Here is a 21,816-nt window from a genome sequence, read left to right as displayed (position 1 = left end):
GATTATTGAACGACGCCATGGACGACAACAGCGATCTCTTTGCCGGCATGCCGCTCGGCCCGAGGCCCGAGCAGACCCCTGCCCCGACCACGCCATCCGAGCCTTCGAACGAGGCCGCGAAGCCGCGCGCCGCGCCCGCTTCGTCGACCGATAACGAGTACGGCGCGTCCTCGATCCGCGTGCTCGAAGGACTGGAGCCGGTGCGCATGCGTCCCGGCATGTATATCGGCGGCACCGACGAAAAGGCGCTTCATCACCTCTTCGCCGAAGTCATCGACAACTCGATGGACGAGGCGGTGGCCGGCCATGCCGACTTCATCGATGTCCATCTCGACGCCGAAGGCTTCCTGACGGTCACCGACAACGGCCGCGGCATCCCGGTCGAGAACCATCCGCAGGTGCCGGGCAAGTCGACGCTCGAAGTCATCATGACCAAGCTCCATGCCGGCGGCAAGTTCGACGGCAAGGCCTACGAGACCTCCGGCGGTCTCCATGGCGTGGGCGTTTCCGTCGTCAACGCACTCTCCGACAGCCTGGAGGTCGAGGTTGCCCGCAACCGGAAACTCTATCGCCAGCGCTTCTCCCGCGGCGTGCCGCTCGGTGGCCTCGAAGAACTCGGCGAAGTCCACAATCGCCGCGGCACACGCGTGCGCTTCCACCCGGACCCGCAGATCTTCGGCGACAAGGCGAAGTTCGAGGCGGCGCGCATCTTCCGCATGGCCCGCTCCAAGGCCTATCTCTTCGGCGGCGTCGAAATCCGCTGGAGTTGCGATCCGAGCCTCGTGCCGGAAGGCGGCGACGTCCCGGACAAGGCCGTCTTCCATTTCCCCGGCGGTCTCAAGGACTATCTTGCTGCAACCATCGGAAAGGACTTCACCGTCACCCGCGAGATCTTCGCCGGACGGACGGAGAAGACCGGCGGCCACGGCGCCATGGAATGGGCCGTCACGTGGTATGGCGGCGACCCCGCGCTTCACTCCTACTGCAACACGATCCCGACGCCGGAAGGTGGCACGCACGAAGCGGGCCTGCGCATCGCGCTCACCAAGGGGCTCAAGAACTATGCGGAACTGACGCAGAACAAGCGCGCGCAGCAGATCACCACCGACGACGTAATGATCTCCGCCGTCGGCATGCTCTCCGTCTTCATCCGCGAGCCGGAATTCGTCGGCCAGACCAAGGACAAGCTCGCGACCGTCGAAGCCCAGCGCATCGTCGAGAACACGCTGCGCGATCCCTTCGACCATTACCTCGCGGACAATCCGGCCGAAGCGGCGAAGCTGCTCGACTGGGTGATCGAGCGCGCCGAGGAACGGCTCCGGCGGCGCAAGGAGAAGGAAGTCAACCGCAAGACGGCGGTGCGCAAGCTCCGCCTGCCCGGCAAGCTTGCCGATTGCGCCCAGAACACCGCGGAAGGCGCCGAGCTCTTCATCGTCGAAGGTGACTCGGCCGGCGGCTCGGCCAAGCAGGCGCGTAATCGTTCCAATCAGGCGATCCTGCCGCTGCGCGGCAAGATCCTGAACGTCGGCAACGCCAGCCGCGAGAAGCTGATGGCCAATCAGCAGATCGCCGATCTCGTCCAGGCCCTCGGCTGCGGCACGCGCACGAAATACCGCGACGAAGACCTTCGCTACGAACGCATCATCGTCATGACCGATGCGGACGTCGACGGCGCCCATATCGCCTCGCTGCTCATCACCTTCTTCTATCAGGAAATGCCGGAGCTCATCCGCGGCAATCACCTCTATCTCGCCGTGCCGCCGCTCTATGTCATCCGCCAGGGTGCGAAGACCGTGTACGCCCGTGACGATGCACACCGGGCAGAGCTGATGGAGAGCGTCTTCAAGGGCAAGAAGGTCGAAGTCGGCCGCTTCAAAGGTCTGGGTGAGATGATGCCGGCCCAGCTCAAGGAGACGACCATGGACCCCGGCAAGCGCACGCTGCTGCGGGTCGAGATTGACGACGTCGATTTCGAGGGTACCCGCGACGCGGTGGACGCACTGATGGGCTCGAAGCCCGAATCCCGCTTCCGCTTCATCCAGGAGCGTGCGATCTTCGCCGAGAACCTCGACATCTAGCGGCAGGAGTGCCGCGAGGCCGATGGTGAGCATTCGCAGGTCCGGGAGAGATGTCATTAGTCAGACACAAACATCCCTGATATAAGGTCGACAGCCGTCGCCCGGCACTGTTTGAGCTTGAACGCTGCCGTGGTGTAACAAGTGTGTAGCGCCCGCCCGCAAGTCTGCGGCGCTCGGGCCACGCCTTCATCGCAAGGCCGAAGAGATCGAGTGCCTATCGTCGTGAGCATGACCGAGAACAACAAGAAACCGAACGCACCACGCTGGCTCGGGCCGGTGGCGCCGAGCCGGACGGCCCTTATTCCGCCGATTTCCGCAGCCCGCTGGCTCCTCGTCCTGATCGTGATCGCCGGCATCTATTTCTTCCACGGCTTCGTGGTGCCGGTGCTGGCGGCGCTTGTCATCGCATTCGCGAGCTGGCCGCTCTACAAGGAGCTCCTGCGCAGGATCGGCGGCAACACCACGCTCGGCGCGACGCTCGCCATCCTCTTCATCATCGCCTTCCTGGTCGTGCCGATCGGCATCGCCGTCAGCTATACGATCGGCGAAACGCGGCAGTGGATCGGCTGGGCCCTCGAGGTCAACCGCTCCGGCGCGCCGCCACCCGACTGGATCACCGCGCTGCCGGGCGTCGGGCCCTGGCTCGGGGAAAAATGGCAGGAGCACATCGGATCACCGGGTGCCATCGGCGAACTCATCCAGATCGTCAGCGGCGCCAACATCGGCAACATCTACCGGGCGCTGATTGCGGCAGGCGATGGAGCCTTCCACCTGGTGCTGACCCTGCTTTTCATGCTGATCGCCCTGTTCTTCGTCTATCGGGATGGCTCGAATTTCACCCGCCAGCTCGACATGCTCGGGGAGCGAATCCTCCCGACCCGCTGGGAACGCATTTCCCGTGTCGTGCCTGCGACCATCAGCTCGACCGTGACCGGCATGACCCTGATTGCCATCGGCGAAGGCATCGTGCTCGGCACCGCCTATTGGCTCGCCGGAGTGCCGTCACCCGTGACGCTCGGCGTCCTCACCGGGGTCATGGCGCTTGTCCCCGGCGGCGCACCGCTCTCCTTTACCCTCGTCTCCACCTACCTGCTGGCGCGAGGCTCCTATGTCGCTGGGCTTGGGCTCCTCGCATGGGGCACGGTGGAACTCTTCGTCGTCGACAAGACCGTCCGGCCGCGTCTCGTCGGCGGACCGATCAAGCTGCCTTTCCTGCCGACCTTCTTCGGCCTGGTCGGTGGCGTGAAGACCATGGGCTTCCTCGGCCTTTTCATCGGCCCGGTGCTGATGGCGCTCATCGTCTCCATCTGGCGGGAATGGATGCGCGAGGTCGAGCTGTCCGAGCCGCGCGATGCGGCTGGCATGGAGCCGGTGATCGATGAGCTCCCGCCCGAGACGCCCCTGATCCGCAAGGCCTCGGCTCCGTGAGCGCGGTTCGCAAAGCCCGTTCCCGCGCCGGCAGCCGTCAGAGGCGCTTCTCCATGAAGAGGCTCAAAGGATCGGGCCTGTAATCGCCGAAGGGCCCAATTTCTCCATAGCCAAAGCGTCGATAGAGGCCGAGCGCTTCCGGTTGGCTGATGCCGGTTTCGAGACGGATTGCCGAAATGCCCCTCTCCCGTCCGAGCGCCTCGATCATCTCCATGAGGCGGCGGCCGATCGACAGGCCACGAGCCTCGGGATCGACGAACATGCGCTTGATCTCGGCAGTGCCGTCACCCGCCTCCACCAGCGCGCAGCATCCGACGATACGGCCGTCGTGACGCGCGACGAAGAAGTTCACGCCGGGCTTCTCCAATGACGATATGTCCAGCATATGATTGCTCTCGGCCGGATAGAGCGAGGCCATGTAGGCGTCCGACAGTTCGAGAAGGCGCAGGACGTCCGCCTGGCGGGGCGGTTCGGCAGTGATCGTCACGGTCATGGAAGAACAAACCTGGTTTCAACATTGGCCAAGGCCCGGCACACTGGCCGAGGCAGGCAAGCAATGGCGGCTTTCGCCGCATCGATCAAGTGGCGGCCGGGCACGCCGTTGTTCATTAAATTCCGTTCAGGATCGGCATTCGCCATGGTGTCGCTCGAATGCCGGCGTTAACAGATCTTAACGCGATGCAGATTCAGGGGACCAGCCGCATGAAAACAGCCGCCATCATGATGACCATTCTCGGCTGCGACGACAGTGTCAGCCAGTGCCACTATATCGACACGGCCGACCAGAAATGGGTTTCGATCGAGCTTTGCCACGCCGCGTCGGAGCAAGTCCTCGAAGGCTATTCGGGCGCCAGCTACCCCATGGTGATCGCCGTTTGCCAGCCTCCGGAGAATGCCGGAAACGAGGCCGCAACTGCCCCCAAGACAGCCGAAGCGCCGCCTGCCGACACAGCAAAGCCGCCGGTGGAGCAACAGGAGAGCCTTACGGCCAGGGCCGTGGCGAAAATCCGCGGCGTTCTGCCCGGAACCGAACGGATCAAGATGGTGTTCGAAAAACCTCTGCACGTGGTCGCAGACAGCTATTCCTGGGTCGCCAAGAAACTGACGCCCTGAGTCTTCTCAGGCCGCCGTGAGCGCAAGCCCGGTCGCGTAATCACGGGCAAGACGACGCTGGTCGATGATCGCGAGCTTCTCGACCATGTCGAGAAGCGCTCTTGCGGTCTCGCTTTCCGGCGGTTCTTTGCGATAACGCTCGATCAGACGAGCGGAAACGCTCTCCATTTCGCTGCCACAGGCCGCCTGGATCGCGTTCCGCCAGAGCATGATCGCCTCGACGAAAACCGGGCTTACCTCCCGCGGCAGCCCTGTCGTTTCGAGGAGCGCGCGAACCGCATGGAAACGCCCCGTCGCGAGGATCGACCGGACGCGTCGTTCATCGACACCTGACAGGCTCACCATGCCGGCAGCGAAAAAGTCGGTGCGCCCCGAGCACAGGGCATGCATGAGGAAAGCAGGCGTCAGGCGGCCGGTGTCGCGCAGATGTTCGACCAGCGAAGGAAGTTCGTCGGGCAGTACGTTGGCGGCAATGGTGATCGTCGCACTGGCGCCCGCCTCGCGGATCAGATGATCGATGCGACGGCTGTCGACCGCCGCCCTGACAAGGCCGAAACTGGTAAGCGCTTCCGTCACATGCTGGACGAGCAGCTGGCGGGCATCGGCCGGAAGGTCGTCGCGATCGAGCAGCAGTGCCCGGACATTCTCATCACCGCCGTGCCGTTCGGCGATCCGCTTCAGCGTAAAGCGTGCGATCGCGGCCGACGGGTTCTCGAGCAGTACCAGCGTCTCCGCCGCATCGCCGATCTCCGCGAGCGCGGCGGCAAGTCCCCGGCCGATACGCGGACGGGCGGCGATGAGCATGCGGGTTGCACTTGATCCCCGGCCGGCGAGATCGACAAGGTCCGATTCGCTCAAAACCGGCGAGTGAAGGATCACCAAAGAGGCGATCTCCGGCTGATCCTCCGCAAGCGAGATCATCAGTGGACGCGGCGCCTCCTGTGAATCAGCAAGCGCCTCGGCGAGCGCAAGGCGAACCCGCGGCGACGGATCGTCCAGCAGATATGTCATCGCCACCTTGGCGGCGCGACGCTCTTCGGCGGCCATTCTCGAGCGCAGGAACGCCCGTGCAAGAGCATTGGCCGCCCGCGCGCGATCCACCGCCCTTGCGGTCTCAACCCAACGAAGAAATGTCTCTACGATCAATTCCAGCCCCAGCGGATGCAAGCGAGTCCCCATGGCCTTTCAGCCACGGTTTCACGTTATCGCCAAAGTGTTTAAGATTGGTTCACCATATCCGTTAACCACGAGGTTTCCCTTGAAAACATACGGGCGATTTGAGCTCGGCGGCCAGCGCGTCAGGTCCGTGCTTTTGCAGGGGCTTTTTGCCGAGCGCGGAGACTTTGCCGGCGCCGACGCCGTTGCGATCGACATGCGGGGAGATCGGCTGAGTGAGACCGCGAATATGGAGAATGCTGTCCAAGCATTCGTCCGAAGAATGGGCACGCAGACGACTCCACCCGCACTTCTCGCGCTTGTTCCGCAAGCTCACGACACGGAGGCGCTCACCCTGGCCCTCGCCCTCATCGTCCCCCGCGAACCGGACGCAATCCTGCTCTGCGGCGCGACCTGTGGCGCGGACGTGCAGAAGGCGGATGTGATGTTGTCGGTAGAAGAAGCGAAGGCGGGCCGTGTGGTCGGCCGCACGGCGATCCTTGCGCTCGCCGGCGACAATCCGACAGGCCCCTTGTCGGCGATGAGCTTTGCCGGGAAGTCCGGACGTCTGGCGGCACTTGCATGGAGTCCCACGGCTCTTGCCGCGAACCTCGGGGTAGTCGCCTCCCTCGACTCGATGCCCCTTCCCTGCGGCCTGGCGACCGCACGCGGGCTCATATTGCTCGGCGCGGCGTCGGCCGGCGTCTCCGCCATTGACTGGCTGGGAGCGGAGGCCGACGAGGACCGCGTGTCCGAGGCGTGTAGGACCGCGTTGCGGGATGGGTTTTCGGCGATGATCTGCGAGCGACCGGAACAGGTCGCGACAGTCAATCGCCTCTTCTCGTGAGACAGCGTCAGGTTTGCGAGGGCTGCGCCGGCCGCAAGACCTCGAAAGTCGCCGACGCCTCGGCGTAATCCATGTAACCCATCCGCGCCATCGGCCTTGCCAGCGCGGCGTCGAAACGGCCATCGCGCAGCACCCGTTCATCGATATGGATGCCGACGACCTCGCCGAAGACCGCGTAGCTGTCGGAGAATCCGCCGGCAGCCGTCTTCAGCCGGAGGATTTCCGTAACCTTGCACTCGAAGGCCGCAAGCGCCTCGCCGACATAGGGCGCATCGACCAGCTTGCCCGCGACGGGCGTGAGGCCCGCGATCGAGAATTCGTCGACACCATAGGGCACGACGACCGATGATTCGTTCATCGGCTTCAGGATCTCTGCGCCGACGAAACTGGTTGTGAAGACGCCGGTCTCCTCGACGTTGCGCAACGTGTCCTTTCGTCCACTCGATGAGAACATCACGATCTTCGGCCGGTCGCTGACGGCATTGAAGAAGGAATAGGGCGAGAGATTGATCGAGCCGTCTCGCCCCTTCGAGCCGATCCAGCCGATCGGCCGCGGCGTCACGATCGCCTTGAATGGATCGTGCGGCAGGCCGTGCTGGTTCGTATCGGTCGTATAGAACATCATTCGTCTCCACCGACCCATGTTACGACGTCCGTGAGTGACGGGCGCGGACGCTCGGTGATGGGGAAGGTCGTCGAGCCGATATGGATGAAACCGGCGACCTTTTCTCTAGGAGCCACGCCGAGCAAGGGATAGGCACCCTCGTCATAGGCGAACCACTCGGTAAGCCAGTTCGAGACGTAGCCATGCGCGTTGGCCGCCATCAGCAGGTTGAGGCAGACGGCACCGGCCGACATCAGTTGCTCCCATTCCGGGATTTTCTGGTGCGGAGCGGCACGGCTGACAACGGCGATCACGACCGGCGCCCGGGTAAACCGGGTCTTCTCGACGGCCTGCATCTCGCCGCTCAGGTCGGGGTTCTTCTCCATCGCCATGGCAAGGAGCGCATCGCCGATCCGTACCCGCTCGGCGCCCCGATAGACGATGAAGCGCCACGGGGCCAGCTTGCCGTGATCGGGAACCCTGACGGCCAGCGTCAGAATCGCTTCGATCTCCTCTCTCGACGGTCCCGGTTCACACATCTGGAAGGCGGGGACGGAGCGGCGAGTCGCCAGATATTCGGCAAGGCGGATGTCATTTTTCATGTTGATTTGCTTTCCCTTCGGCTAGCACGACGGACAAGTCTTGAAATTGCCATCGCATTCGGATTGAAGTTGCTTCCATTGGTGAGGAAGTCAACTGATTGTGCATCCCATGAGAGTTCATCGTTTTGTCGCCCGCCTGGCCCTCATGCTGGCGGTCAGCCTGCCGGCGATGCCGTCGACGGGAGCGGACGATGCGTTCAAGTCGTTCAAACAACTCGACAGCACCGCCAAAATGCCGAAGCTCAAGGCCTTCTCCCCGGATTTTGGCGCGACGCTGAAGCCTCCGGTCGCCAAGAACATCATCTTCGAGGCCAAGCTCACCGGCGATGGCGAGCCGGTTCAGCAGGGCCTCTCCTGGCGCGTCTTCAGTCCCATTCCCGCCGATGACGGAAAACTGCCGCTCGTCGCCAGTTCCGAGGGAGGATCGGCCGATTTCCAGCTTTCGCCAGGCGACTATTTCGTCAACGTCTCGTTCGGCCGTGCCGGCGCCACGAAGAAACTCACGGTTCCGGAAAGCGGCGACGTCGACAAGCAGGTCCTGGTGCTCGACGCCGGCGGCATACTTCTGAACGCCGTCTCGGGCGACGATACCCGCATTCCGACGGCCGATCTGAAATTCAGCGTCTACTCTTCGGAAACGCAGGAAGACGGCGAGCGCGGGCTGGTGATGGCCAATGTCAAACCGAACACCATCGTGCGGTTGAACACCGGGACCTACCACGTCGTTTCGGAATACGGTTCGGTCAACGCCGTGGTGCGGGCCGACCTGAAGGTCGAGGCCGGCAAGCTCACGGAAGCGACCATCCAGCACCGCGCCTCGCAGATCAGCTTCAAGCTGGTGTCCGAGGCCGGTGGCGAGGCGATCGCGGATACCGCCTGGTCGATTCTCACGGCCTCCGGCGACGTGGTCGCCGAAAGTGTCAGCGCCTTCCCGGTCATGGTCCTCGCCGAGGGCGGCTATACGGCGATCGCCCGCAACAAGGACAAGATCTACCAGAAGGACTTCACCGTCGAAGCCGGCCACAACATCGACGTCGAACTGATCCTGAACTGACACGCCTTTCAGCTCCCCGCACACCACGAAAAGCACAAAAGAAAACCGGCAGCCCCCGAAGAGCCTGCCGGCGTTCATTCATGATCGCGGACTGATCAGGCGCGGGCGTTCTTCGCCTCGACCTTGCGCTTGACGTCTGGCGGCGTCGCTTCCCAGGAGAGCGCGGAAACCGCCTCGCCGAGCGACATCGAGACCTGCTCCTGCGAGCCGAGGCGACGGATATTGACCGTGCGCTCCTCCGCCTCGCGCTTGCCGCAGACGATGATCACCGGAACCTTGGTCACCGAATGTTCGCGGACCTTGTAGTTGATCTTCTCGTTACGGAAGTCGGTCTCCACGGTCATTCCGGCCTCGCGCAGGGCGTCCGCCACCTCGTTGCCGTAAGCATCGGCATCCGAGGTGATCGTTGCGACAACCACCTGGACCGGAGCGATCCAGAGCGGCATGTGCCCGGCGAAGTTCTCGATCAGGATACCGAGGAAGCGCTCCATCGAGCCACAGATCGCCCGGTGAATCATCACCGGCTGGGTCTTCTCCGAGTTCTGGTCGATGTAGAAGGCGCCGAAACGCTCCGGCAGGTTGAAGTCGACCTGGGTCGTACCGCACTGCCACTCACGGCCGATCGCATCCTTCAGCGTGTATTCGAACTTCGGGCCATAGAAGGCGCCCTCGCCCGGCAGGATGCCGGTCTTGATGCGGCCGCCGGACTGTGCCTCGATCTTCTGCAACACTTCCATCATGACGCCCTCGGCGCGGTCCCAGAGCTCGTCGGAACCAACGCGCTTCTCCGGACGGGTCGAGAGCTTCACGACGACCTCGTCGAAGCCGAAGTCCTTGTAGACCGAGAGGATCAGGTCGTTGATGCGCAGGCATTCCGCCGCCATCTGGTCGTCGGTGCAGAAGACGTGCGCGTCGTCCTGCGTGAAGCCGCGCACACGCATCAGGCCATGCAGAGCGCCGGACGGTTCGTAACGGTGAACGATGCCGAATTCCGCAAGCCGGACGGGCAGTTCGCGGTACGACTTCAACCCATGCTTGAAAATCTGCACATGACCCGGGCAGTTCATCGGCTTCAGCGCGAAGACGCGGTCGTCCTCGTGGTCCTCGCCGGCGACCGTCACCTTGAACATGTTGTCGCGATACCATCCCCAGTGGCCGGAGATTTCCCACAGCGACTTGTCGAGCACCTGCGGTGCGTTGACTTCCTGGTACGTACCGGAAAGCCGGCGACGCATGTAAGAGACCAGCGTCTGGAACATGCGCCAGCCCTTGCCGTGCCAGAAGACGACGCCGGGGCCTTCTTCCTGGAAATGGAAGAGATCCATCTCGCGGCCGAGCTTGCGGTGGTCGCGCTTTTCGGCTTCCGCCAGGATGTGCAGGTAGTTGTCGAGATCTTCCTGCTCCGCCCAAGCCGTTCCGTAGATGCGGGTCAGCATCGGGTTGTTCGAGTCACCGCGCCAGTAAGCGCCGGCGACCTTCATCAGCTTGAAGGCCGTTCCGATCTGTCCGGTGGAAGCCATGTGCGGGCCGCGGCAGAGATCGAACCAGTCGCCCTGATAGTAGATCTTGAGGTCCTGGTCCTCCGGGATCGCATCGACGAGCTCGACCTTGTAGGCTTCACCCTTCGCGGCGAAGACTTCTCTCGCCTTGTTGCGCGGCCAGACTTCCTTGGTGAACGGCTTGTTGCGCTGGATGATCTCCTTCATCTTCTTCTCGATCTTCGGCAGATCGTCGGGCGTGAAGGGTTCGTCCTTGGCAAAATCGTAATAGAATCCGTTCTCGATCACCGGGCCGATCGTCACCTGGGTTCCCGGCCAGAGCTCCTGCACGGCCTCGGCCATGACGTGGGCGGCATCGTGACGGATGAGCTCCAGCGCACGGGGATCAGTGCGCGTGACGATTTCGATCTTCGCGCCGTCGGTGACCGGATCGGCAAGATCGGTCATCACACCGTTCAGCGTGACGGCGACGGCCTTCTTGGCCAGCGACTTCGAGATCGATTCGGCGACGTCCCGACCGGTCGCGCCGGCAGGAAAACTGCGCTCGGAACCATCGGGAAATTTCAGGGAAACGGAAGCAGACATGAAGTTCTCCTTATCCAGTCCCGCCAACGAATGCGGGTGGTGAAAGGGCCGGATTCGACCAGCCGCGACGTCGCGCGTGATACCGGGAAATCCGCCGGGAGTAAAGGCGACAGCCGGCCAGAGTATCCGTGTCGGTCAAGGCAAGGATACTCTAGCTGAACCAGAACTGCTTCGCCCCGTCGGGCAGGCCGGAAAGGCCCTGATCCAGCACCGCATCGCCGAGCGTCTCCCTGAGAACGGCCGCCACATCCGCGATGGCGCTTTCGGTCGAGAGATTGTGGTCTGGCCGCAGCGCCTTCACTTCCCGCGTCATCTCTTCCCTCGTGCCGAAGGCTTTTCGCGGTTCGTCGAACTCCCACTCGCGAATGAAGAGCGCGCGAAGGCAGGCAGGCAGTATCTGCGCGAAGGCAATTGCCTGCGCCGGCTCCAAGCGACGGCGAAACGTGCGCAGCGCGCCATCCACCATGGTGAAGGCCTGGTTGGTGGTGCCGAGGCCGGCGCGGTCACGAACGGAAACAAGGAAGTTCTCGAAATCCCTTGTGGCTTGCCGATATTCCATCGGAACCGTCATGACGTCGTTTCCTCCCTCTCGCAGCGGACGCGTCAGCCGTGGAGACGCACCCCGTGTTTCGCTCTCAACGGCTTATGTCCGACCGGTGCAGGCCCACCCGCCAGTAGCGCCAGGGCGCCCACCAGTCGTAGCGCTCGTCCAGCGTCTCCGGCACCGGATCGTAGCCCCAGGTACCACCCGGGCCGCAGCGTCCGACGCGGAAGAGCGTCAGGAAGCCGCCCGCCCAGAGCCCATGCCGGGCGATCGCCTCGTAGCCGTATTCCGAGCAGGTCGGCATGTGGCGGCAGGAATTGCCGACGAAGCCGGAGAGCGTCAGTTGATAAAGGCGGATGAACCCCATGCCGAGGAGCCGGCCGGGTGTCCTGGCGAAGGGGCCGGACCAATTGCGACCGCGGCGCACCGGCGGCTCATGATCGTGACCGCCGCCACACTCGGGAGCATTGCACATCGTCAGCCCGCCACCGCGGCCGGCCGTTTTGCCTCGATCTGGTCGATTGCATCTACCACGGCGTCGAAAGTCAGCATGGTGGAGGCGTGCCGCGCCTTGTAGTCTTTCACAGGCTTCAGGAACCGCATGTCCTCGAAACGGCCCGTCGGCCCATCGCCGTCGGCCTTCAGCATGGCGAGCATATCTTCCCTCGCCCGGCGAATCTCGTCTGCGGTGGCGCCGACGACATGGCGCGCCATGATCGAGGAGGACGCCTGACCGAGGGCACAGGCCTTCACCTCATGGGCGAAATCGGTGACAACGCCACCATCCATGTTCAGGTAGACCCTGACCTTCGAGCCGCAGAGCTTGGAGTGCTTTTCGGAGACCGCATCGGCATCCGGCAAGGTTCCGATCCGCGCGATATTGCCGGCAAATTCGAGGATCTTGCTGTTGTAAATGTCGTCCATGCGCTATCGAACCTTAGAATGCGATGCTATTAGCGGCTCGTTCCGGGCAACTGTCGACGCCCCGGCAACAGTGTGTCGCACCGTCATTCCTTCACATGCCGCGTCGGTCTCACTATATAAGAAGTGCAAACGCGGTCCAAAGAAAACAAGAGCCTTGTCGCGCACGGCCACGGACAATCGAGAGATATGGGCTTGCCATCATGAGCCGAGTTACGCATTTACAGGCTGGAAGAACACAAAACTCCGTCGGGCCGTCGACGGACCGGGAGACCGAAGGCATGGACGCATTCGCCAAGAAACTGTCGCAGGAGAGCGCTCGGCCGACCCGCGAGGAAGCGGAGGAAGCCGTTCGCGTGCTGCTGCGCTGGGCCGGCGACGATCCCGCCCGCGAAGGGCTGATCGATACCCCGAAGCGCGTCGTGAAGGCCTATAGCGAGCTCTTCGCCGGTTACGACGCCGACATCGAGGACGTGCTGGGCACGACCTTCGAAGAAGTCGCCGGCTATGACGACATCGTGCTGGTCCGTGACATCCCCTTCTTTTCCCATTGCGAGCACCACATGCTGCCGGTGATCGGCAAGGCGCATATCGCCTACCTGCCGTCCGGCCGCGTGCTCGGGCTTTCGAAGATCGCCCGCATCGTCGAGGTCTTCGCCCGCCGTCTGCAGACGCAGGAAGCGATGACCGCGCAGATCGCCGATGCGATCAACCATGGCCTCAGCCCGCGCGGCGTGGCTGTCTTCGTCGAAGCCGAGCACATGTGCATGGCGATGCGCGGGGTCCAGAAATCCGGCTCCACCACGCTCACCACCACCTTTACCGGCAGCTTCAAGGACAACGCCGCCGAACAGGCGCGCTTCATGTCCATGGTGCGTGGCCGTTGACCCCCGTAACACGTCCGAAAGACAGGTCATGACCATCACGTTCGAACGTCCCCCGGCAGACAAGGGCGCGCTGGAGGCGGAGGGTGCCTTTACGCCGAAATTCGATGCCAACGGCCTCGTGACCGCAGTCGTGACCGATGCGCGCGACGGCGAATTGCTGATGGTGGCCCACATGGACGCCGAAGCACTCGGCCTGACGCTGGAAACCGGGATCGCGCACTATTTCAGCCGCTCCCGCAACAAGATATGGAAGAAGGGCGAAACCTCCGGTAATCTCCAGCATGTGAGGGAAATGCGCGTCGACTGCGACCAGGACGCCGTCTGGCTGAAGGTCGAGGTCGCCGGACATGATGCCACCTGCCACACCGGCCGCCGCTCGTGCTTCTACAGGCGTGCGACATCGGCCGACGGCGAAGCGCGACTTGAGATCGTCGACCACGGCCGGCACTTCGACCCGGACGCAGTCTACGGAGACGCATCAAAGGGCTGACTTCGATCCAGGACGACACATCGGCGCCCTTTCGTTAAACGGTTTGGTAAGTCTCCGGTGCGTTAATCCAGGCATTGGGAGCGTTCAGCCAAGGGTGTGCGTAGATGCTGAACTGGAATACGAGGAACAATCCGTCTGCCGCGGGGCCCGTGCAGGGAAGCGGCCAGGAGCCGATCGTCATCGATCCCGGCCCTGTTCCCTCACCACCGAAAAAGGCGCCGATCGCGCTCGCGCTCGGCGGCGGAGCCGCCCGCGGATGGGCGCATATCGGCGTTCTCAGGGCGCTCGACGAAGCAGGCGTCGAAGTGAGCATGATCGCCGGCACCTCGATCGGCGCACTGGTCGGCGGCTGTTATCTTGCCGGCAAGCTCGATGAGCTCGAACTTTTTGCCCGCTCGCTGACGATGCGACGCATCGCATCCCTGCTCGACCTCACGATCGGCGGTGGCGGCCTCCTCGGCGGCATGCGCCTCACAAAGCGGATGCAGGAACATCTGCAGGGGCTTGCAATCGAGGATCTGCCGAAGCCCTTCATCGCAGTCGCCTGCGAGCTCAAGACCGGCCATGAGGTCTGGATCGACGGCGGACCGCTGATCACGGCCCTGCGCGCCTCCTACGCCCTTCCCGGCATCTTCGAACCGGTTCGCTGCAACAACCGCACGCTGATCGACGGAGCACTGGTCAATCCGGTGCCGGTTTCGGTCTGCCGCGCCTACGAGCAGCCGCTGGTGATGGCTGTAAACCTCCATTACGACCTTTTCGGCCGCTCGGCCGTCGTCAAGCACAAGGCCGGCGAAATCGCGTCGCCCGAAGGAGAGCCGCGGAAGCATCACGGCCGCCTCGGCATGACCGGCGTCATGGTTCAGGCCTTCAACATCATCCAGGATCGCATCTCGCGCGCCCGGCTTGCCGGTGACCCGCCGGATCTGGCCCTGCAACCGCGCGTCAACGATATCGGCCTTTCGGAGTTTCACCGCGCCGGCGAAGCGATCGACCGCGGCTATGAGGAGGCAAAGCTCCGCCTGGGCGAACTCAAGCGGATGCAGGAAGCCTCCATCCGCTGAGCCGCCGGCGGCAGCGGCCCGTTATCCGGCGATATAGGCCTTGATCTGTTCCGCCTCTGTCTCGATGTCGCGAATGCGGGACTTCACCACGTCCCCGATCGAGATGATGCCGGCGAGTTTGCCGTCCTTCTCCACCGGAACGTGACGGAAACGCCGCCCGGTCATCACCTCCATCAACTCGTTGACGGTCGTCTCCTCGCTGCAGCAGTGGACGTTCTTGGTCATCACGGCGGCGACCGACTGGCTCAGACTGATCGAACCGCTGCGACCGACGGCCCGAACGAGGTCACGTTCGGTGAAGATTCCGGCGATATTTCCCTTCGCGTCACAAACCACGGCAGCGCCGATATGGTTCTCCTCCAGGATGCGCGCGGCGTCAGCAAGGGTGGTATCGGGCGCAATGGTGACGACGTTGCGGCCCTTCTCTTCGAGCATACTCCTGACCGTTGCAGACATGGTTCCTCCTTTTCCAGATCGCTGGCATTCAATGGACCGCCATCAGCCCCTCCCGGCCGCGACGGAACACTGAAAATGGTGCCCCTATTCAAGGAAGTTTGCAACAAGTTCGACGGTTCGGCCAACCCTGCCAAACAAGGGGTTTGCGCCTCTGCGATCGTCAGACCGGTTCAGCCACGCCGCTGCGGGCCGTCGAAGGCGGCAAATCCCAAAAAACCGACGAGGAAGCCGCCGATATGCGCATCCCAGGCAACCGCCCCGGAGAGCGCGCCCACCAGCGGCAGCCCGATCGCAATCACGAGATTGCCGAAGAGCCAGACGGCGATGAAGACCAGCACCGTCCGCTGACGGAGCGCCGCGGGAATGGAAAGTCTCGGGAGCGGCCGGTCAGGCTGGACACGAACCGATCTTCCCGGCCCGAAGGCGAAGCGGCAGGCCGCTCCCATGAGTGCGGATATGACCCCTGACGCACCGATCATCAGCGTCGGCTGCCCCCAGTTCACGAGCGCGTGCATCAGCGCTCCGCCGGCGGCCGACACCACCCACAACGCTGCGAAGCGCCATCCGCCGATCCGCCGCAGCACCGGCGTGCCGAAGGCCGCAAGCCACAGGCCATTGAAGGCGAGATGCTCAAGGCTGCCATGCAGGAAGGAATAGGTCAGCGGCGTCCACAGCCATTCGTAACCCTGCTCGGAAAAGCCGTAGACGTAACGCAGCGGCGAGAAGCCGAACTCTATGACGAGCCACTCGGCAGAATTCGGCGACAACAGCGTCGACTGGATGAAATAGATCGCGGCCAGTCCCGCAAGGCAAAGCAGAATGCCGGTCGGCATGTTGAAGACCGGCGTGCGCGCCCCGCCACCGTCGGCTGAATCGCCACCCGGCCAGTCGTCGCCCGAAGGCCGTTTCGGCATTTCATCCATGTCTGGCGCATCCCTGTGACCACTCGCCATCGGAGCCTTACAGCAGACAAGGGGCAAAAAAAAGCCGTCCGGCTTGATAACCGGACGGCCAATCGAATGCACAGGAAAGCCGCGCTCGACAGTTGGTGCCGAAGGAGACCCTTCGAAATCAATGGGCACGATGTGCCACAGGCAATGTTAGCATGCAATCCAGTTTCGAAAACAAGATTAACCGCGGCGGTTTCACCTCTTGGCTGCGGATTGGCACAACGCTCGCAAAACTTTCTGTTAACCGCTCGGCGGTAAGGATTTAACCATAGCTGAACCGCCAAGAATCGACACCATGTTCACTTCGCAGGCATCCCAGACCGGTAGTGCAGTTTCTCCCGCCGGGCGTCGGGCGTTCCAGCGTGTCAGCGTCAGCCTTCAGGGACGGTTGATGCTCGCCAGCTACGACGAGTACGTCTGTCAGGTTGTCGACATGTCTCCGGGGGACGTGCGGTTCGCTTGTGCGGGCCGTCCAGCACCCGGCGAGAAGGTCATCGCCTATATCGACCACCTCGGGCGCCTGGAAGGCAATACCATCAAGCTGACCGAGGACGGCTTCGTCATGTCGATCGTGGCGACCGGCCGCAAGCGCGAGAAGCTCGCCGCGCAGCTCACCTGGATCGCCAACAAGCACGAGCTCGGCCTGCCCGAGGATCGCCGTCACGATCGCCTCACGCCACGCCAGACGCGCACCGAGCTCGTCCTCGAAGACGGCCGGCGCTATCCGTGCCGCCTCATGGACCTGTCGCTCTCGGGGGCTGCCATCGACATCGACATTCGCCCGCCGATCGGCACGGCGGTGCGCGTGGGCAACATGCGCGGCCGCGTCGTCCGACATTTCGTCGAGGGCGTGGCGATCGAGTTCCTCACCCTGCAGTCCCGCGAAGCTCTCACCGAGTTCCTCTAATCGCGCGGAGACGCGGCGAGCTGCCCCTCCCAGGAAACACGCCGGTTTCGCCGCGCGCTCACCACTTTCAATTACGCTAAAGAAATCCTGAACATGAAAGGGGCGTTCGCGTCCCTCGATTTTCCGCGCGTGACGGCTTCCGGTATCGCTTGACGGCAGGCGTCCATCGCCTGCGCGGCGTGATCGTCGGAACCGTCACAGCCGGAGCTGCGGCACAAATTCACGAATTTCTATTTCTTTTCAGTCACTTGGCGCCTCATGCGGATGACGCCCTGCATCCGCGCACGTGAGAGTATGTAAAATTTTATGCAAAATATAATCAAATACAAATACAGATTTATTCTTATTTTCTTCTATTTTCCTCATAATTATACTCAAGTAATCGGCGATTTTTACTTCGCATCTTTGCGCAGAGTAAAACCGCGCCTGTCATTGTCTTCCCAACACGGGGAGACGACAAATGACCAAGAAAACAAGTCTGAGTGTTGGAGTTCTGGTGGTCCTTCTGAGCAGCGCTATCGCGCTGCCGGCCGCGGCAATGCCGTCCAACATGCGTGTGGTCGGCAAGGCGAACCCGCCGATCGGGCATTACGAGTTCTGCCGGAGCTATCCGGACGAATGCCGCGCCAAGGGTGGCGACACCGGTCCGGCGGTATTGACGGAGGAGGCCTGGCGAACCCTTCTCGATGTCAACTACACCGTCAACACCTCCATCGAACCGCTGACGGACGAGGAGATCTATGGCGTCGAGGAGCGTTGGGCCTACCCACGTTCGGTCGGAGACTGCGAGGACTACGCGCTCCTGAAGCGCAAGCTCCTTATTGACCGCGGCTTCTCGCCGGCCGATCTCCTGATGACGGTCGTCCTGCAGCCGAACGGCGAAGGCCACGCCGTCCTGACGGTTCGCACCGACCGCGGCGACTTCATTCTCGACAACATGCGCAACAAGGTATTGCTCTGGTCGGACACGGAATACACTTACCTGAAGCGTCAATCGGCCGACGATCCCGGCCGCTGGGTCAAACTGCAGGACGGTCGCGCGACTGCGGTCGGCAGCGTCGGCTCGAACTGACGCGCCAGATACGCGCTTACGGTTCGGTCATTCCGCCACCCCGTCCCTTGACCGAACCAAAAGCCGGTCCCGTGCCCCGCGGGACCGGTTTTAGCCTTCCGGGCGAAAGCACAAGCGCATCCGCTGCATTTACGCGGTATTAACCATCATCCGACTATTTCTTCAGGCACTGTATCATTCGCAGCGCGTGATGCTCCGCCCACCGACGTCGGCGGGCCTTCCCTTCGGTCTCGCGTAGCAGACTGCATCAACGACTGCCGGCGGACGGGACGTCACATGAAGAAGTCGGCTGCACCTGGACAAACCTCCGAGCATCTGCCCCTGATATCCAACCGGTTCGTCTACACGGCGACCGCGCTCATCGCGGTCCTTGCCGCGCTCTCCGTTGTGATCAATCTCGGCGGCCGACGACTGGGTGCCGAACTGGCACTTGCGGGACACAGCGACAGCACGCAGGCCTTTCTGATAACAATCGGGCAGGATCAGCTTCGCCTGACCGCCAACACGATCCGCTTCGAGGCCCAGCGCCGTGACGGCCCCGCGGAACGCGCCGATCTCTACCTGCTTTGGCCGGAAATGTCGGGGTATCGCGGTGAGTTGCGCGCGCGCTTCGACGACGTCACCCAGCCTGACGGACTCATCTTCGTACAGCTGTCGCAGAGCACGATGTCCCGCGACATGTCCGGACGCGTGGAGCCGATCTACAGCCATCTTTTCGAGGGGCCACCCGAAAACGGGCCACACGGACTTACCCTGCACAGCCTGAAGTCCGATGCCGGATATGGCAACGAGGTCCTCCTCACCGCCCAGCGCCCAGGAGAGTCTGATTTCGCGGTCCGCTGCATCCTCCCTCCCGAAGGAACGCCGGCCAGCAGCGGCGACTGCCAGAGGGACATCCATGTCGGCCGCGACCTCAGCGTCCTCTACCGGTTCTCGAGCGCCCTCCTCTCCGACTGGAGCGCGATCGATACGGCCGTTCGCACCTACGTCACTTCTCATCTCGATCATTCGGCGGCGTCTTCATCTGCTTTCACTAAAATTGCAGATGAGCCGGCAAGAAATGATTCATTATAAACCTCTTGGTAAGGCTGCCGCCGTAAGCTCTGGCGAAATGGTCGCGTGGGGGCGCGCTCAATTCGTCGTCGTTAGCATACGAAGAGTTTCGCGGTGAAAAATATCAGGTATTTCCAAGGCTTGACCTCCATCCTCTCGGCGTCGGCACGCAAGGTGATGGTGACTGCCATGGCTTTCTCGGCGCTGTTGTTCATTGTCTGCGCGCCGGCGAATGCGGCCCCGACCTATGCCGGCATCGTGATCGACGCCAATACCGGCAAGGTGCTCTATAGCGAGAACGCCGACAGCCTGCGCTACCCTGCGTCGCTCACCAAGATGATGACGCTCTATCTGACCTTCGAGGCCCTGAATTCTGGCAAGATCAGCCTGAACAGCCGCGTTCCGGTGTCCGCCAATGCCGCGGCCGAACCGCCGTCCAAGCTTGGCGTCGGCGCCGGTCGCTCGGTAACCGTCGAGCAGGCGATCCTTGCACTCGTCACCCGCTCGGCGAACGACATCGCGACGGCCCTCGGCGAGTACCTCGGCGGTTCGGAAGCCCGCTTCGCCAAGATGATGACCGCCAAGGCCCGCAGCCTCGGCATGAGCAAGACGACCTACCGCAACGCCAACGGCCTGCCGAACACCGCGCAGATGACCACCGCGCGTGACCAGGCGCGCCTCGGTATCGCGCTGCGCCAGCATTTCCCGCAGTACTACGGGTACTTTTCGGCCCGCAGTTTCAAGTTCGGTAATCAGGTGATCGGCAATCACAATCGCCTGCTCGGTGCCGTTCGTGGCGTCGACGGCATCAAGACCGGGTATACGCGTGCCGCCGGCTTCAATCTCGTGACGTCGGCCCAGGCGGACGGCCACTCGATCGTCGGCGTCGTCATGGGGTCCTCTTCCGGCGCCAAGCGCAATGAGACGATGAAGCAGCTCGTGCTTCGCTACCTTCCGAAGGCCTCGCGGTCCGGCACTGGCGATTTTGTCGTCGCCCGCAGCGAATCGACCATCGCACCGGAAGCGCCCCTCTCGGCAGAGCCTTCGGCGGCCGCGGCATCCGCTTCTGCGTCTGCCGTCGATCTTCCCTCGCGCGGCCCGCTTCCGGAAATCCGTTACGAACCGGCCGGCATGCAGACCGCCTACGCGAGCACGGGCAGCGCCAGTCCTGCGCTGGAAGCCGTCGCCGCTCCGGCAGCCGCCAGCCTTCCGGTGCCCGAGCCCGCGCCTGCCTATATGCCGGAATCGAGCCTGAAGACCGCCCGCGTCACGAACGAGCAGGCGTCTCTCGAACCGGTTGCGGCGCCTGCGCCTGCCACCGATGAGATCGACAACACCGTGACCGCTTCGACCCCGAAGGCCCCGTCGGGATGGGTGATCCAGATCGGTGCCGCGGCCGACAAGAAACTCGCAATGGAGCTTCTGCGCAAGGCGCAGGACAAAGGCGGCAAGGTATTGCGTTCCGCCTCCCCCTTCACCGTCGCCTATGGCAGCGGTTCCGAACAGGTCCACCGTGCACGCTTCGGCGGGTTCGCCGACCAGAAGGCAGCCGTGAACGCGTGCAAGGCGCTGAAGAGCAAAGGATTTGGCTGTTGGGCTTCCCTGCAGTAAGCAGGACGCCCGTAGGCCACCTCGAAATGTAGTGAGTACGAGGTAGCAGACATGGCATCGAACGAGAACAGCTTCGGCCTCTCGCCCCATGGCGGAGAGGCGAGAAGGCCTAGCCGTAACACGTTGCATCCGCTCCACGAGGCGGCGATGCGGATCGCCGATCTCGGTCGGAAGAGGTCGATGACGAAGGACCTGATCGGTCTTCTCCTCTGCCACGGCGCGCGCGCCTGGCGCTACTCGCAGCCGGAAACCAACATCCACCTGCATGTCTGCGCACCCGGAGGCCGCGCGCCGGTGGTACTGAGACTTCGCTGAAGCCACGCAACCAACGCCAGCCGGTAGCACGGAGTGCCGCAATGCCCCTTTATGCGCTCGGAAACTTCGTCCCGAAGACGCCTGCCGCCGACCGCTTCTGGCTCGCGCCGGATGCCCATGTGATCGGCCAGGTCGAACTCGGGCTCGACGTCGGAATCTGGTTCGGATCGGTATTGCGCGGTGACAACGAGTCGATCGTGATCGGCGACGGCAGCAATATCCAGGAAGGCGCCATGGTACACGTCGATCCAGGCTTTCCGGTGCGGATCGGCAAGGGCTGCACGATCGGCCATCACGCGATCATCCACGGCTGCACGATCGGCGACAATTCGCTGATCGGTATGGGGGCGACGGTGCTCAACGGCGCGAAAATCGGCAACAACTGCCTGATCGGAGCCAACGCACTGGTGACGGAAGGCAAGGAATTTCCCGACAATTCACTGATCGTCGGCTCGCCTGCGCGAATCGTTCGCACGCTCGACGAGCGGGCCGCCGCGGGCCTCAGGCTCTCGGCCGAGAACTACGTCCGCAACTGGCAGCGGTTTGCGCGCGAGCTGCGGCCTCTCTGAAGGGGCACTTGT

General features: G+C 63.1%; 25 protein-coding genes. 14 read left to right on the top strand and 11 right to left on the bottom strand.

Going from position 1 to position 21,816, the window contains the following annotated elements; genetic code table 11:
* Positions 1-17: 17 nt before the first annotated feature.
* Together parE and NHF53_RS08895 are read left to right on the top strand one after the other, a co-directional pair.
* Positions 18-2,078: a DNA topoisomerase IV subunit B gene (gene parE / locus NHF53_RS08900; RefSeq protein ID WP_252833879.1), complete on the top strand. Its 2,061-nt coding sequence runs from the start codon at positions 18-20 to the stop codon at positions 2,076-2,078.
* A gap of 228 nt (positions 2,079-2,306) precedes the next feature.
* Positions 2,307-3,506 carry an AI-2E family transporter gene (locus NHF53_RS08895; protein ID WP_254007924.1) on the top strand — a complete coding sequence of 400 codons (1,200 nt, stop codon included), beginning with the start codon at positions 2,307-2,309 and terminating at the stop codon, positions 3,504-3,506.
* A 37-nt stretch (positions 3,507-3,543) separates the two neighbouring features.
* Here the strand turns inward: NHF53_RS08895 and NHF53_RS08890 are convergent, their stop codons facing one another.
* Both NHF53_RS08890 and NHF53_RS08885 read right to left on the bottom strand, forming a co-directional pair.
* Positions 3,544-3,999, bottom strand: a complete 456-nt coding sequence (locus tag NHF53_RS08890; RefSeq protein ID WP_252833878.1) for a GNAT family N-acetyltransferase — start codon at positions 3,997-3,999, stop codon at positions 3,544-3,546.
* The gene (locus NHF53_RS08885; protein ID WP_252833877.1) at positions 3,996-4,145 is read right to left on the bottom strand and encodes a hypothetical protein; all 150 of its coding nucleotides are present in this window, start codon (positions 4,143-4,145) and stop codon (positions 3,996-3,998) included. Before NHF53_RS08885 ends, NHF53_RS08890 begins: the two co-directional genes overlap by 4 nt.
* Positions 4,146-4,208: 63 nt before the next feature.
* Between NHF53_RS08885 and NHF53_RS08880 the strand changes: the two genes are divergently transcribed.
* The gene (locus tag NHF53_RS08880) at positions 4,209-4,619 is read left to right on the top strand and encodes a hypothetical protein (protein ID WP_252833876.1); all 411 of its coding nucleotides are present in this window, start codon (positions 4,209-4,211) and stop codon (positions 4,617-4,619) included.
* Positions 4,620-4,625: 6 nt separating this feature from the next.
* On the opposite strand, the gene NHF53_RS08875 is transcribed toward NHF53_RS08880, so the two are convergent.
* Positions 4,626-5,798, bottom strand: a complete 1,173-nt coding sequence (locus NHF53_RS08875; RefSeq protein WP_252833875.1) for a DUF2336 domain-containing protein — start codon at positions 5,796-5,798, stop codon at positions 4,626-4,628.
* Here NHF53_RS08875 and NHF53_RS08870 point away from each other — a divergent pair.
* On the top strand, positions 5,797-6,621 hold the full coding sequence (locus NHF53_RS08870; RefSeq protein ID WP_252833874.1) for an aldolase/citrate lyase family protein: 825 nt from the start codon (positions 5,797-5,799) through the stop codon (positions 6,619-6,621). The two genes, NHF53_RS08875 and NHF53_RS08870, sit on opposite strands and share 2 nt — an antisense overlap.
* A 7-nt stretch (positions 6,622-6,628) precedes the next feature.
* On the opposite strand, the gene NHF53_RS08865 is transcribed toward NHF53_RS08870, so the two are convergent.
* Both NHF53_RS08865 and NHF53_RS08860 read right to left on the bottom strand, forming a co-directional pair.
* Positions 6,629-7,243 carry a flavin reductase family protein gene (locus tag NHF53_RS08865; protein ID WP_252833873.1) on the bottom strand — a complete coding sequence of 205 codons (615 nt, stop codon included), beginning with the start codon at positions 7,241-7,243 and terminating at the stop codon, positions 6,629-6,631.
* Positions 7,243-7,827 (bottom strand): nitroreductase, encoded by a 585-nt coding sequence (locus tag NHF53_RS08860; protein ID WP_252833872.1) that lies wholly within the window; start codon positions 7,825-7,827, stop codon positions 7,243-7,245. The genes NHF53_RS08865 and NHF53_RS08860 overlap by 1 nt, the downstream gene beginning before the upstream one ends.
* Positions 7,828-7,936: 109 nt before the next feature.
* Here NHF53_RS08860 and NHF53_RS08855 point away from each other — a divergent pair, with 109 nt between their 5' ends.
* Positions 7,937-8,881, top strand: a complete 945-nt coding sequence (locus NHF53_RS08855; RefSeq protein WP_374591052.1) for a hypothetical protein — start codon at positions 7,937-7,939, stop codon at positions 8,879-8,881.
* A gap of 95 nt (positions 8,882-8,976) precedes the next feature.
* Here the strand turns inward: NHF53_RS08855 and thrS are convergent, their stop codons facing one another.
* The 4 genes from thrS to NHF53_RS08835 all read right to left on the bottom strand — a co-directional run bounded on the left by thrS (position 8,977) and on the right by NHF53_RS08835 (position 12,433).
* Positions 8,977-10,965 carry a threonine--tRNA ligase gene (gene thrS / locus NHF53_RS08850; RefSeq protein ID WP_252833871.1) on the bottom strand — a complete coding sequence of 663 codons (1,989 nt, stop codon included), beginning with the start codon at positions 10,963-10,965 and terminating at the stop codon, positions 8,977-8,979.
* Between the two features lie 151 nt (positions 10,966-11,116).
* Positions 11,117-11,536, bottom strand: coding sequence for a DUF2267 domain-containing protein (locus tag NHF53_RS08845; protein ID WP_252833870.1), 420 nt, complete (start codon positions 11,534-11,536; stop codon positions 11,117-11,119).
* Between the two features lie 64 nt (positions 11,537-11,600).
* The gene (yidD, locus tag NHF53_RS08840; protein WP_252833869.1) at positions 11,601-11,984 is read right to left on the bottom strand and encodes a membrane protein insertion efficiency factor YidD; all 384 of its coding nucleotides are present in this window, start codon (positions 11,982-11,984) and stop codon (positions 11,601-11,603) included.
* A gap of 2 nt (positions 11,985-11,986) precedes the next feature.
* Positions 11,987-12,433, bottom strand: a complete 447-nt coding sequence (locus NHF53_RS08835; protein WP_252833868.1) for an iron-sulfur cluster assembly scaffold protein — start codon at positions 12,431-12,433, stop codon at positions 11,987-11,989.
* 278 nt (positions 12,434-12,711) lie between these two features.
* Here NHF53_RS08835 and folE point away from each other — a divergent pair, with 278 nt between their 5' ends.
* From folE to NHF53_RS08820, 3 genes are all read left to right on the top strand, one after another.
* Positions 12,712-13,317 carry a GTP cyclohydrolase I FolE gene (folE, locus tag NHF53_RS08830; RefSeq protein WP_112689740.1) on the top strand — a complete coding sequence of 202 codons (606 nt, stop codon included), beginning with the start codon at positions 12,712-12,714 and terminating at the stop codon, positions 13,315-13,317.
* 28 nt (positions 13,318-13,345) lie between these two features.
* Positions 13,346-13,807: a phosphoribosyl-AMP cyclohydrolase gene (gene hisI / locus NHF53_RS08825; RefSeq protein ID WP_252833867.1), complete on the top strand. Its 462-nt coding sequence runs from the start codon at positions 13,346-13,348 to the stop codon at positions 13,805-13,807.
* 104 nt (positions 13,808-13,911) lie between these two features.
* Positions 13,912-14,871: a patatin-like phospholipase family protein gene (locus NHF53_RS08820; protein ID WP_252833866.1), complete on the top strand. Its 960-nt coding sequence runs from the start codon at positions 13,912-13,914 to the stop codon at positions 14,869-14,871.
* A 21-nt stretch (positions 14,872-14,892) separates the two neighbouring features.
* Here NHF53_RS08820 and NHF53_RS08815 read toward each other — a convergent pair whose 3' ends face one another.
* Entirely contained in the window at positions 14,893-15,327 is a 435-nt protein-coding gene (locus NHF53_RS08815; protein ID WP_252833865.1) for a CBS domain-containing protein, read from the bottom strand.
* A gap of 170 nt (positions 15,328-15,497) precedes the next feature.
* Positions 15,498-16,250 carry a rhomboid family intramembrane serine protease gene (locus NHF53_RS08810; RefSeq protein WP_252833864.1) on the bottom strand — a complete coding sequence of 251 codons (753 nt, stop codon included), beginning with the start codon at positions 16,248-16,250 and terminating at the stop codon, positions 15,498-15,500.
* Positions 16,251-16,572: 322 nt separating this feature from the next.
* Between NHF53_RS08810 and NHF53_RS08805 the strand changes: the two genes are divergently transcribed.
* From NHF53_RS08805 to NHF53_RS08780, 6 genes are all read left to right on the top strand, one after another.
* Positions 16,573-17,184, top strand: a complete 612-nt coding sequence (locus NHF53_RS08805) for a PilZ domain-containing protein (RefSeq protein WP_114363166.1) — start codon at positions 16,573-16,575, stop codon at positions 17,182-17,184.
* Between the two features lie 460 nt (positions 17,185-17,644).
* A complete protein-coding gene (locus tag NHF53_RS08800) occupies positions 17,645-18,256 on the top strand; it encodes a transglutaminase-like cysteine peptidase (protein ID WP_252833863.1) in 612 nt (203 codons plus the stop codon).
* A 276-nt stretch (positions 18,257-18,532) separates the two neighbouring features.
* Entirely contained in the window at positions 18,533-19,330 is a 798-nt protein-coding gene (locus NHF53_RS08795; RefSeq protein ID WP_252833862.1) for a hypothetical protein, read from the top strand.
* A gap of 156 nt (positions 19,331-19,486) precedes the next feature.
* The gene (locus tag NHF53_RS08790) at positions 19,487-20,920 is read left to right on the top strand and encodes an SPOR domain-containing protein (protein ID WP_374591172.1); all 1,434 of its coding nucleotides are present in this window, start codon (positions 19,487-19,489) and stop codon (positions 20,918-20,920) included.
* 51 nt (positions 20,921-20,971) lie between these two features.
* Entirely contained in the window at positions 20,972-21,235 is a 264-nt protein-coding gene (locus NHF53_RS08785) for a hypothetical protein (protein ID WP_252833861.1), read from the top strand.
* Positions 21,236-21,276: 41 nt separating this feature from the next.
* Complete coding sequence (locus tag NHF53_RS08780) at positions 21,277-21,804, top strand: gamma carbonic anhydrase family protein (RefSeq protein ID WP_252833860.1); 528 nt, start codon at positions 21,277-21,279, stop codon at positions 21,802-21,804.
* Positions 21,805-21,816: the final 12 nt, after the last annotated feature.

Source organism: Ciceribacter sp. RN22, assembly GCF_024054295.1.
GTDB classification, from domain to species: Bacteria; Pseudomonadota; Alphaproteobacteria; order Rhizobiales; family Rhizobiaceae; genus Allorhizobium; species Allorhizobium lividum.
Note: the sequence above shows the minus strand (reverse complement) of the source record. Positions and strands in the feature narration are given on the sequence as shown.

Excerpts from the sequence above, each read along its gene's own strand:
- parE (WP_252833879.1), top strand. The coding sequence starts at position 18 with ATGGACGACAACAGCGATCTCTTTGCCGGCATGCCGCTCGGCCCGAGG.
- NHF53_RS08895 (WP_254007924.1), top strand. The coding sequence starts at position 2,307 with ATGACCGAGAACAACAAGAAACCGAACGCACCACGCTGGCTCGGGCCG.
- NHF53_RS08890 (WP_252833878.1), bottom strand. The coding sequence starts at position 3,999 with ATGACCGTGACGATCACTGCCGAACCGCCCCGCCAGGCGGACGTCCTG.
- NHF53_RS08885 (WP_252833877.1), bottom strand. The coding sequence starts at position 4,145 with ATGGCGAATGCCGATCCTGAACGGAATTTAATGAACAACGGCGTGCCC.
- NHF53_RS08880 (WP_252833876.1), top strand. The coding sequence starts at position 4,209 with ATGAAAACAGCCGCCATCATGATGACCATTCTCGGCTGCGACGACAGT.
- NHF53_RS08870 (WP_252833874.1), top strand. The coding sequence starts at position 5,797 with ATGGCCTTTCAGCCACGGTTTCACGTTATCGCCAAAGTGTTTAAGATT.
- NHF53_RS08875 (WP_252833875.1), bottom strand. The coding sequence starts at position 5,798 with ATGGGGACTCGCTTGCATCCGCTGGGGCTGGAATTGATCGTAGAGACA.
- NHF53_RS08865 (WP_252833873.1), bottom strand. The coding sequence starts at position 7,243 with ATGTTCTATACGACCGATACGAACCAGCACGGCCTGCCGCACGATCCA.
- NHF53_RS08860 (WP_252833872.1), bottom strand. The coding sequence starts at position 7,827 with ATGAAAAATGACATCCGCCTTGCCGAATATCTGGCGACTCGCCGCTCC.
- NHF53_RS08855 (WP_374591052.1), top strand. The coding sequence starts at position 7,937 with ATGAGAGTTCATCGTTTTGTCGCCCGCCTGGCCCTCATGCTGGCGGTC.
- thrS (WP_252833871.1), bottom strand. The coding sequence starts at position 10,965 with ATGTCTGCTTCCGTTTCCCTGAAATTTCCCGATGGTTCCGAGCGCAGT.
- NHF53_RS08845 (WP_252833870.1), bottom strand. The coding sequence starts at position 11,536 with ATGACGGTTCCGATGGAATATCGGCAAGCCACAAGGGATTTCGAGAAC.
- yidD (WP_252833869.1), bottom strand. The coding sequence starts at position 11,984 with ATGTGCAATGCTCCCGAGTGTGGCGGCGGTCACGATCATGAGCCGCCG.
- NHF53_RS08835 (WP_252833868.1), bottom strand. The coding sequence starts at position 12,433 with ATGGACGACATTTACAACAGCAAGATCCTCGAATTTGCCGGCAATATC.
- folE (WP_112689740.1), top strand. The coding sequence starts at position 12,712 with ATGGACGCATTCGCCAAGAAACTGTCGCAGGAGAGCGCTCGGCCGACC.
- hisI (WP_252833867.1), top strand. The coding sequence starts at position 13,346 with ATGACCATCACGTTCGAACGTCCCCCGGCAGACAAGGGCGCGCTGGAG.
- NHF53_RS08820 (WP_252833866.1), top strand. The coding sequence starts at position 13,912 with ATGCTGAACTGGAATACGAGGAACAATCCGTCTGCCGCGGGGCCCGTG.
- NHF53_RS08815 (WP_252833865.1), bottom strand. The coding sequence starts at position 15,327 with ATGTCTGCAACGGTCAGGAGTATGCTCGAAGAGAAGGGCCGCAACGTC.
- NHF53_RS08810 (WP_252833864.1), bottom strand. The coding sequence starts at position 16,250 with ATGGATGAAATGCCGAAACGGCCTTCGGGCGACGACTGGCCGGGTGGC.
- NHF53_RS08805 (WP_114363166.1), top strand. The coding sequence starts at position 16,573 with ATGTTCACTTCGCAGGCATCCCAGACCGGTAGTGCAGTTTCTCCCGCC.
- NHF53_RS08800 (WP_252833863.1), top strand. The coding sequence starts at position 17,645 with ATGACCAAGAAAACAAGTCTGAGTGTTGGAGTTCTGGTGGTCCTTCTG.
- NHF53_RS08795 (WP_252833862.1), top strand. The coding sequence starts at position 18,533 with ATGAAGAAGTCGGCTGCACCTGGACAAACCTCCGAGCATCTGCCCCTG.
- NHF53_RS08790 (WP_374591172.1), top strand. The coding sequence starts at position 19,487 with ATGGTGACTGCCATGGCTTTCTCGGCGCTGTTGTTCATTGTCTGCGCG.
- NHF53_RS08785 (WP_252833861.1), top strand. The coding sequence starts at position 20,972 with ATGGCATCGAACGAGAACAGCTTCGGCCTCTCGCCCCATGGCGGAGAG.
- NHF53_RS08780 (WP_252833860.1), top strand. The coding sequence starts at position 21,277 with ATGCCCCTTTATGCGCTCGGAAACTTCGTCCCGAAGACGCCTGCCGCC.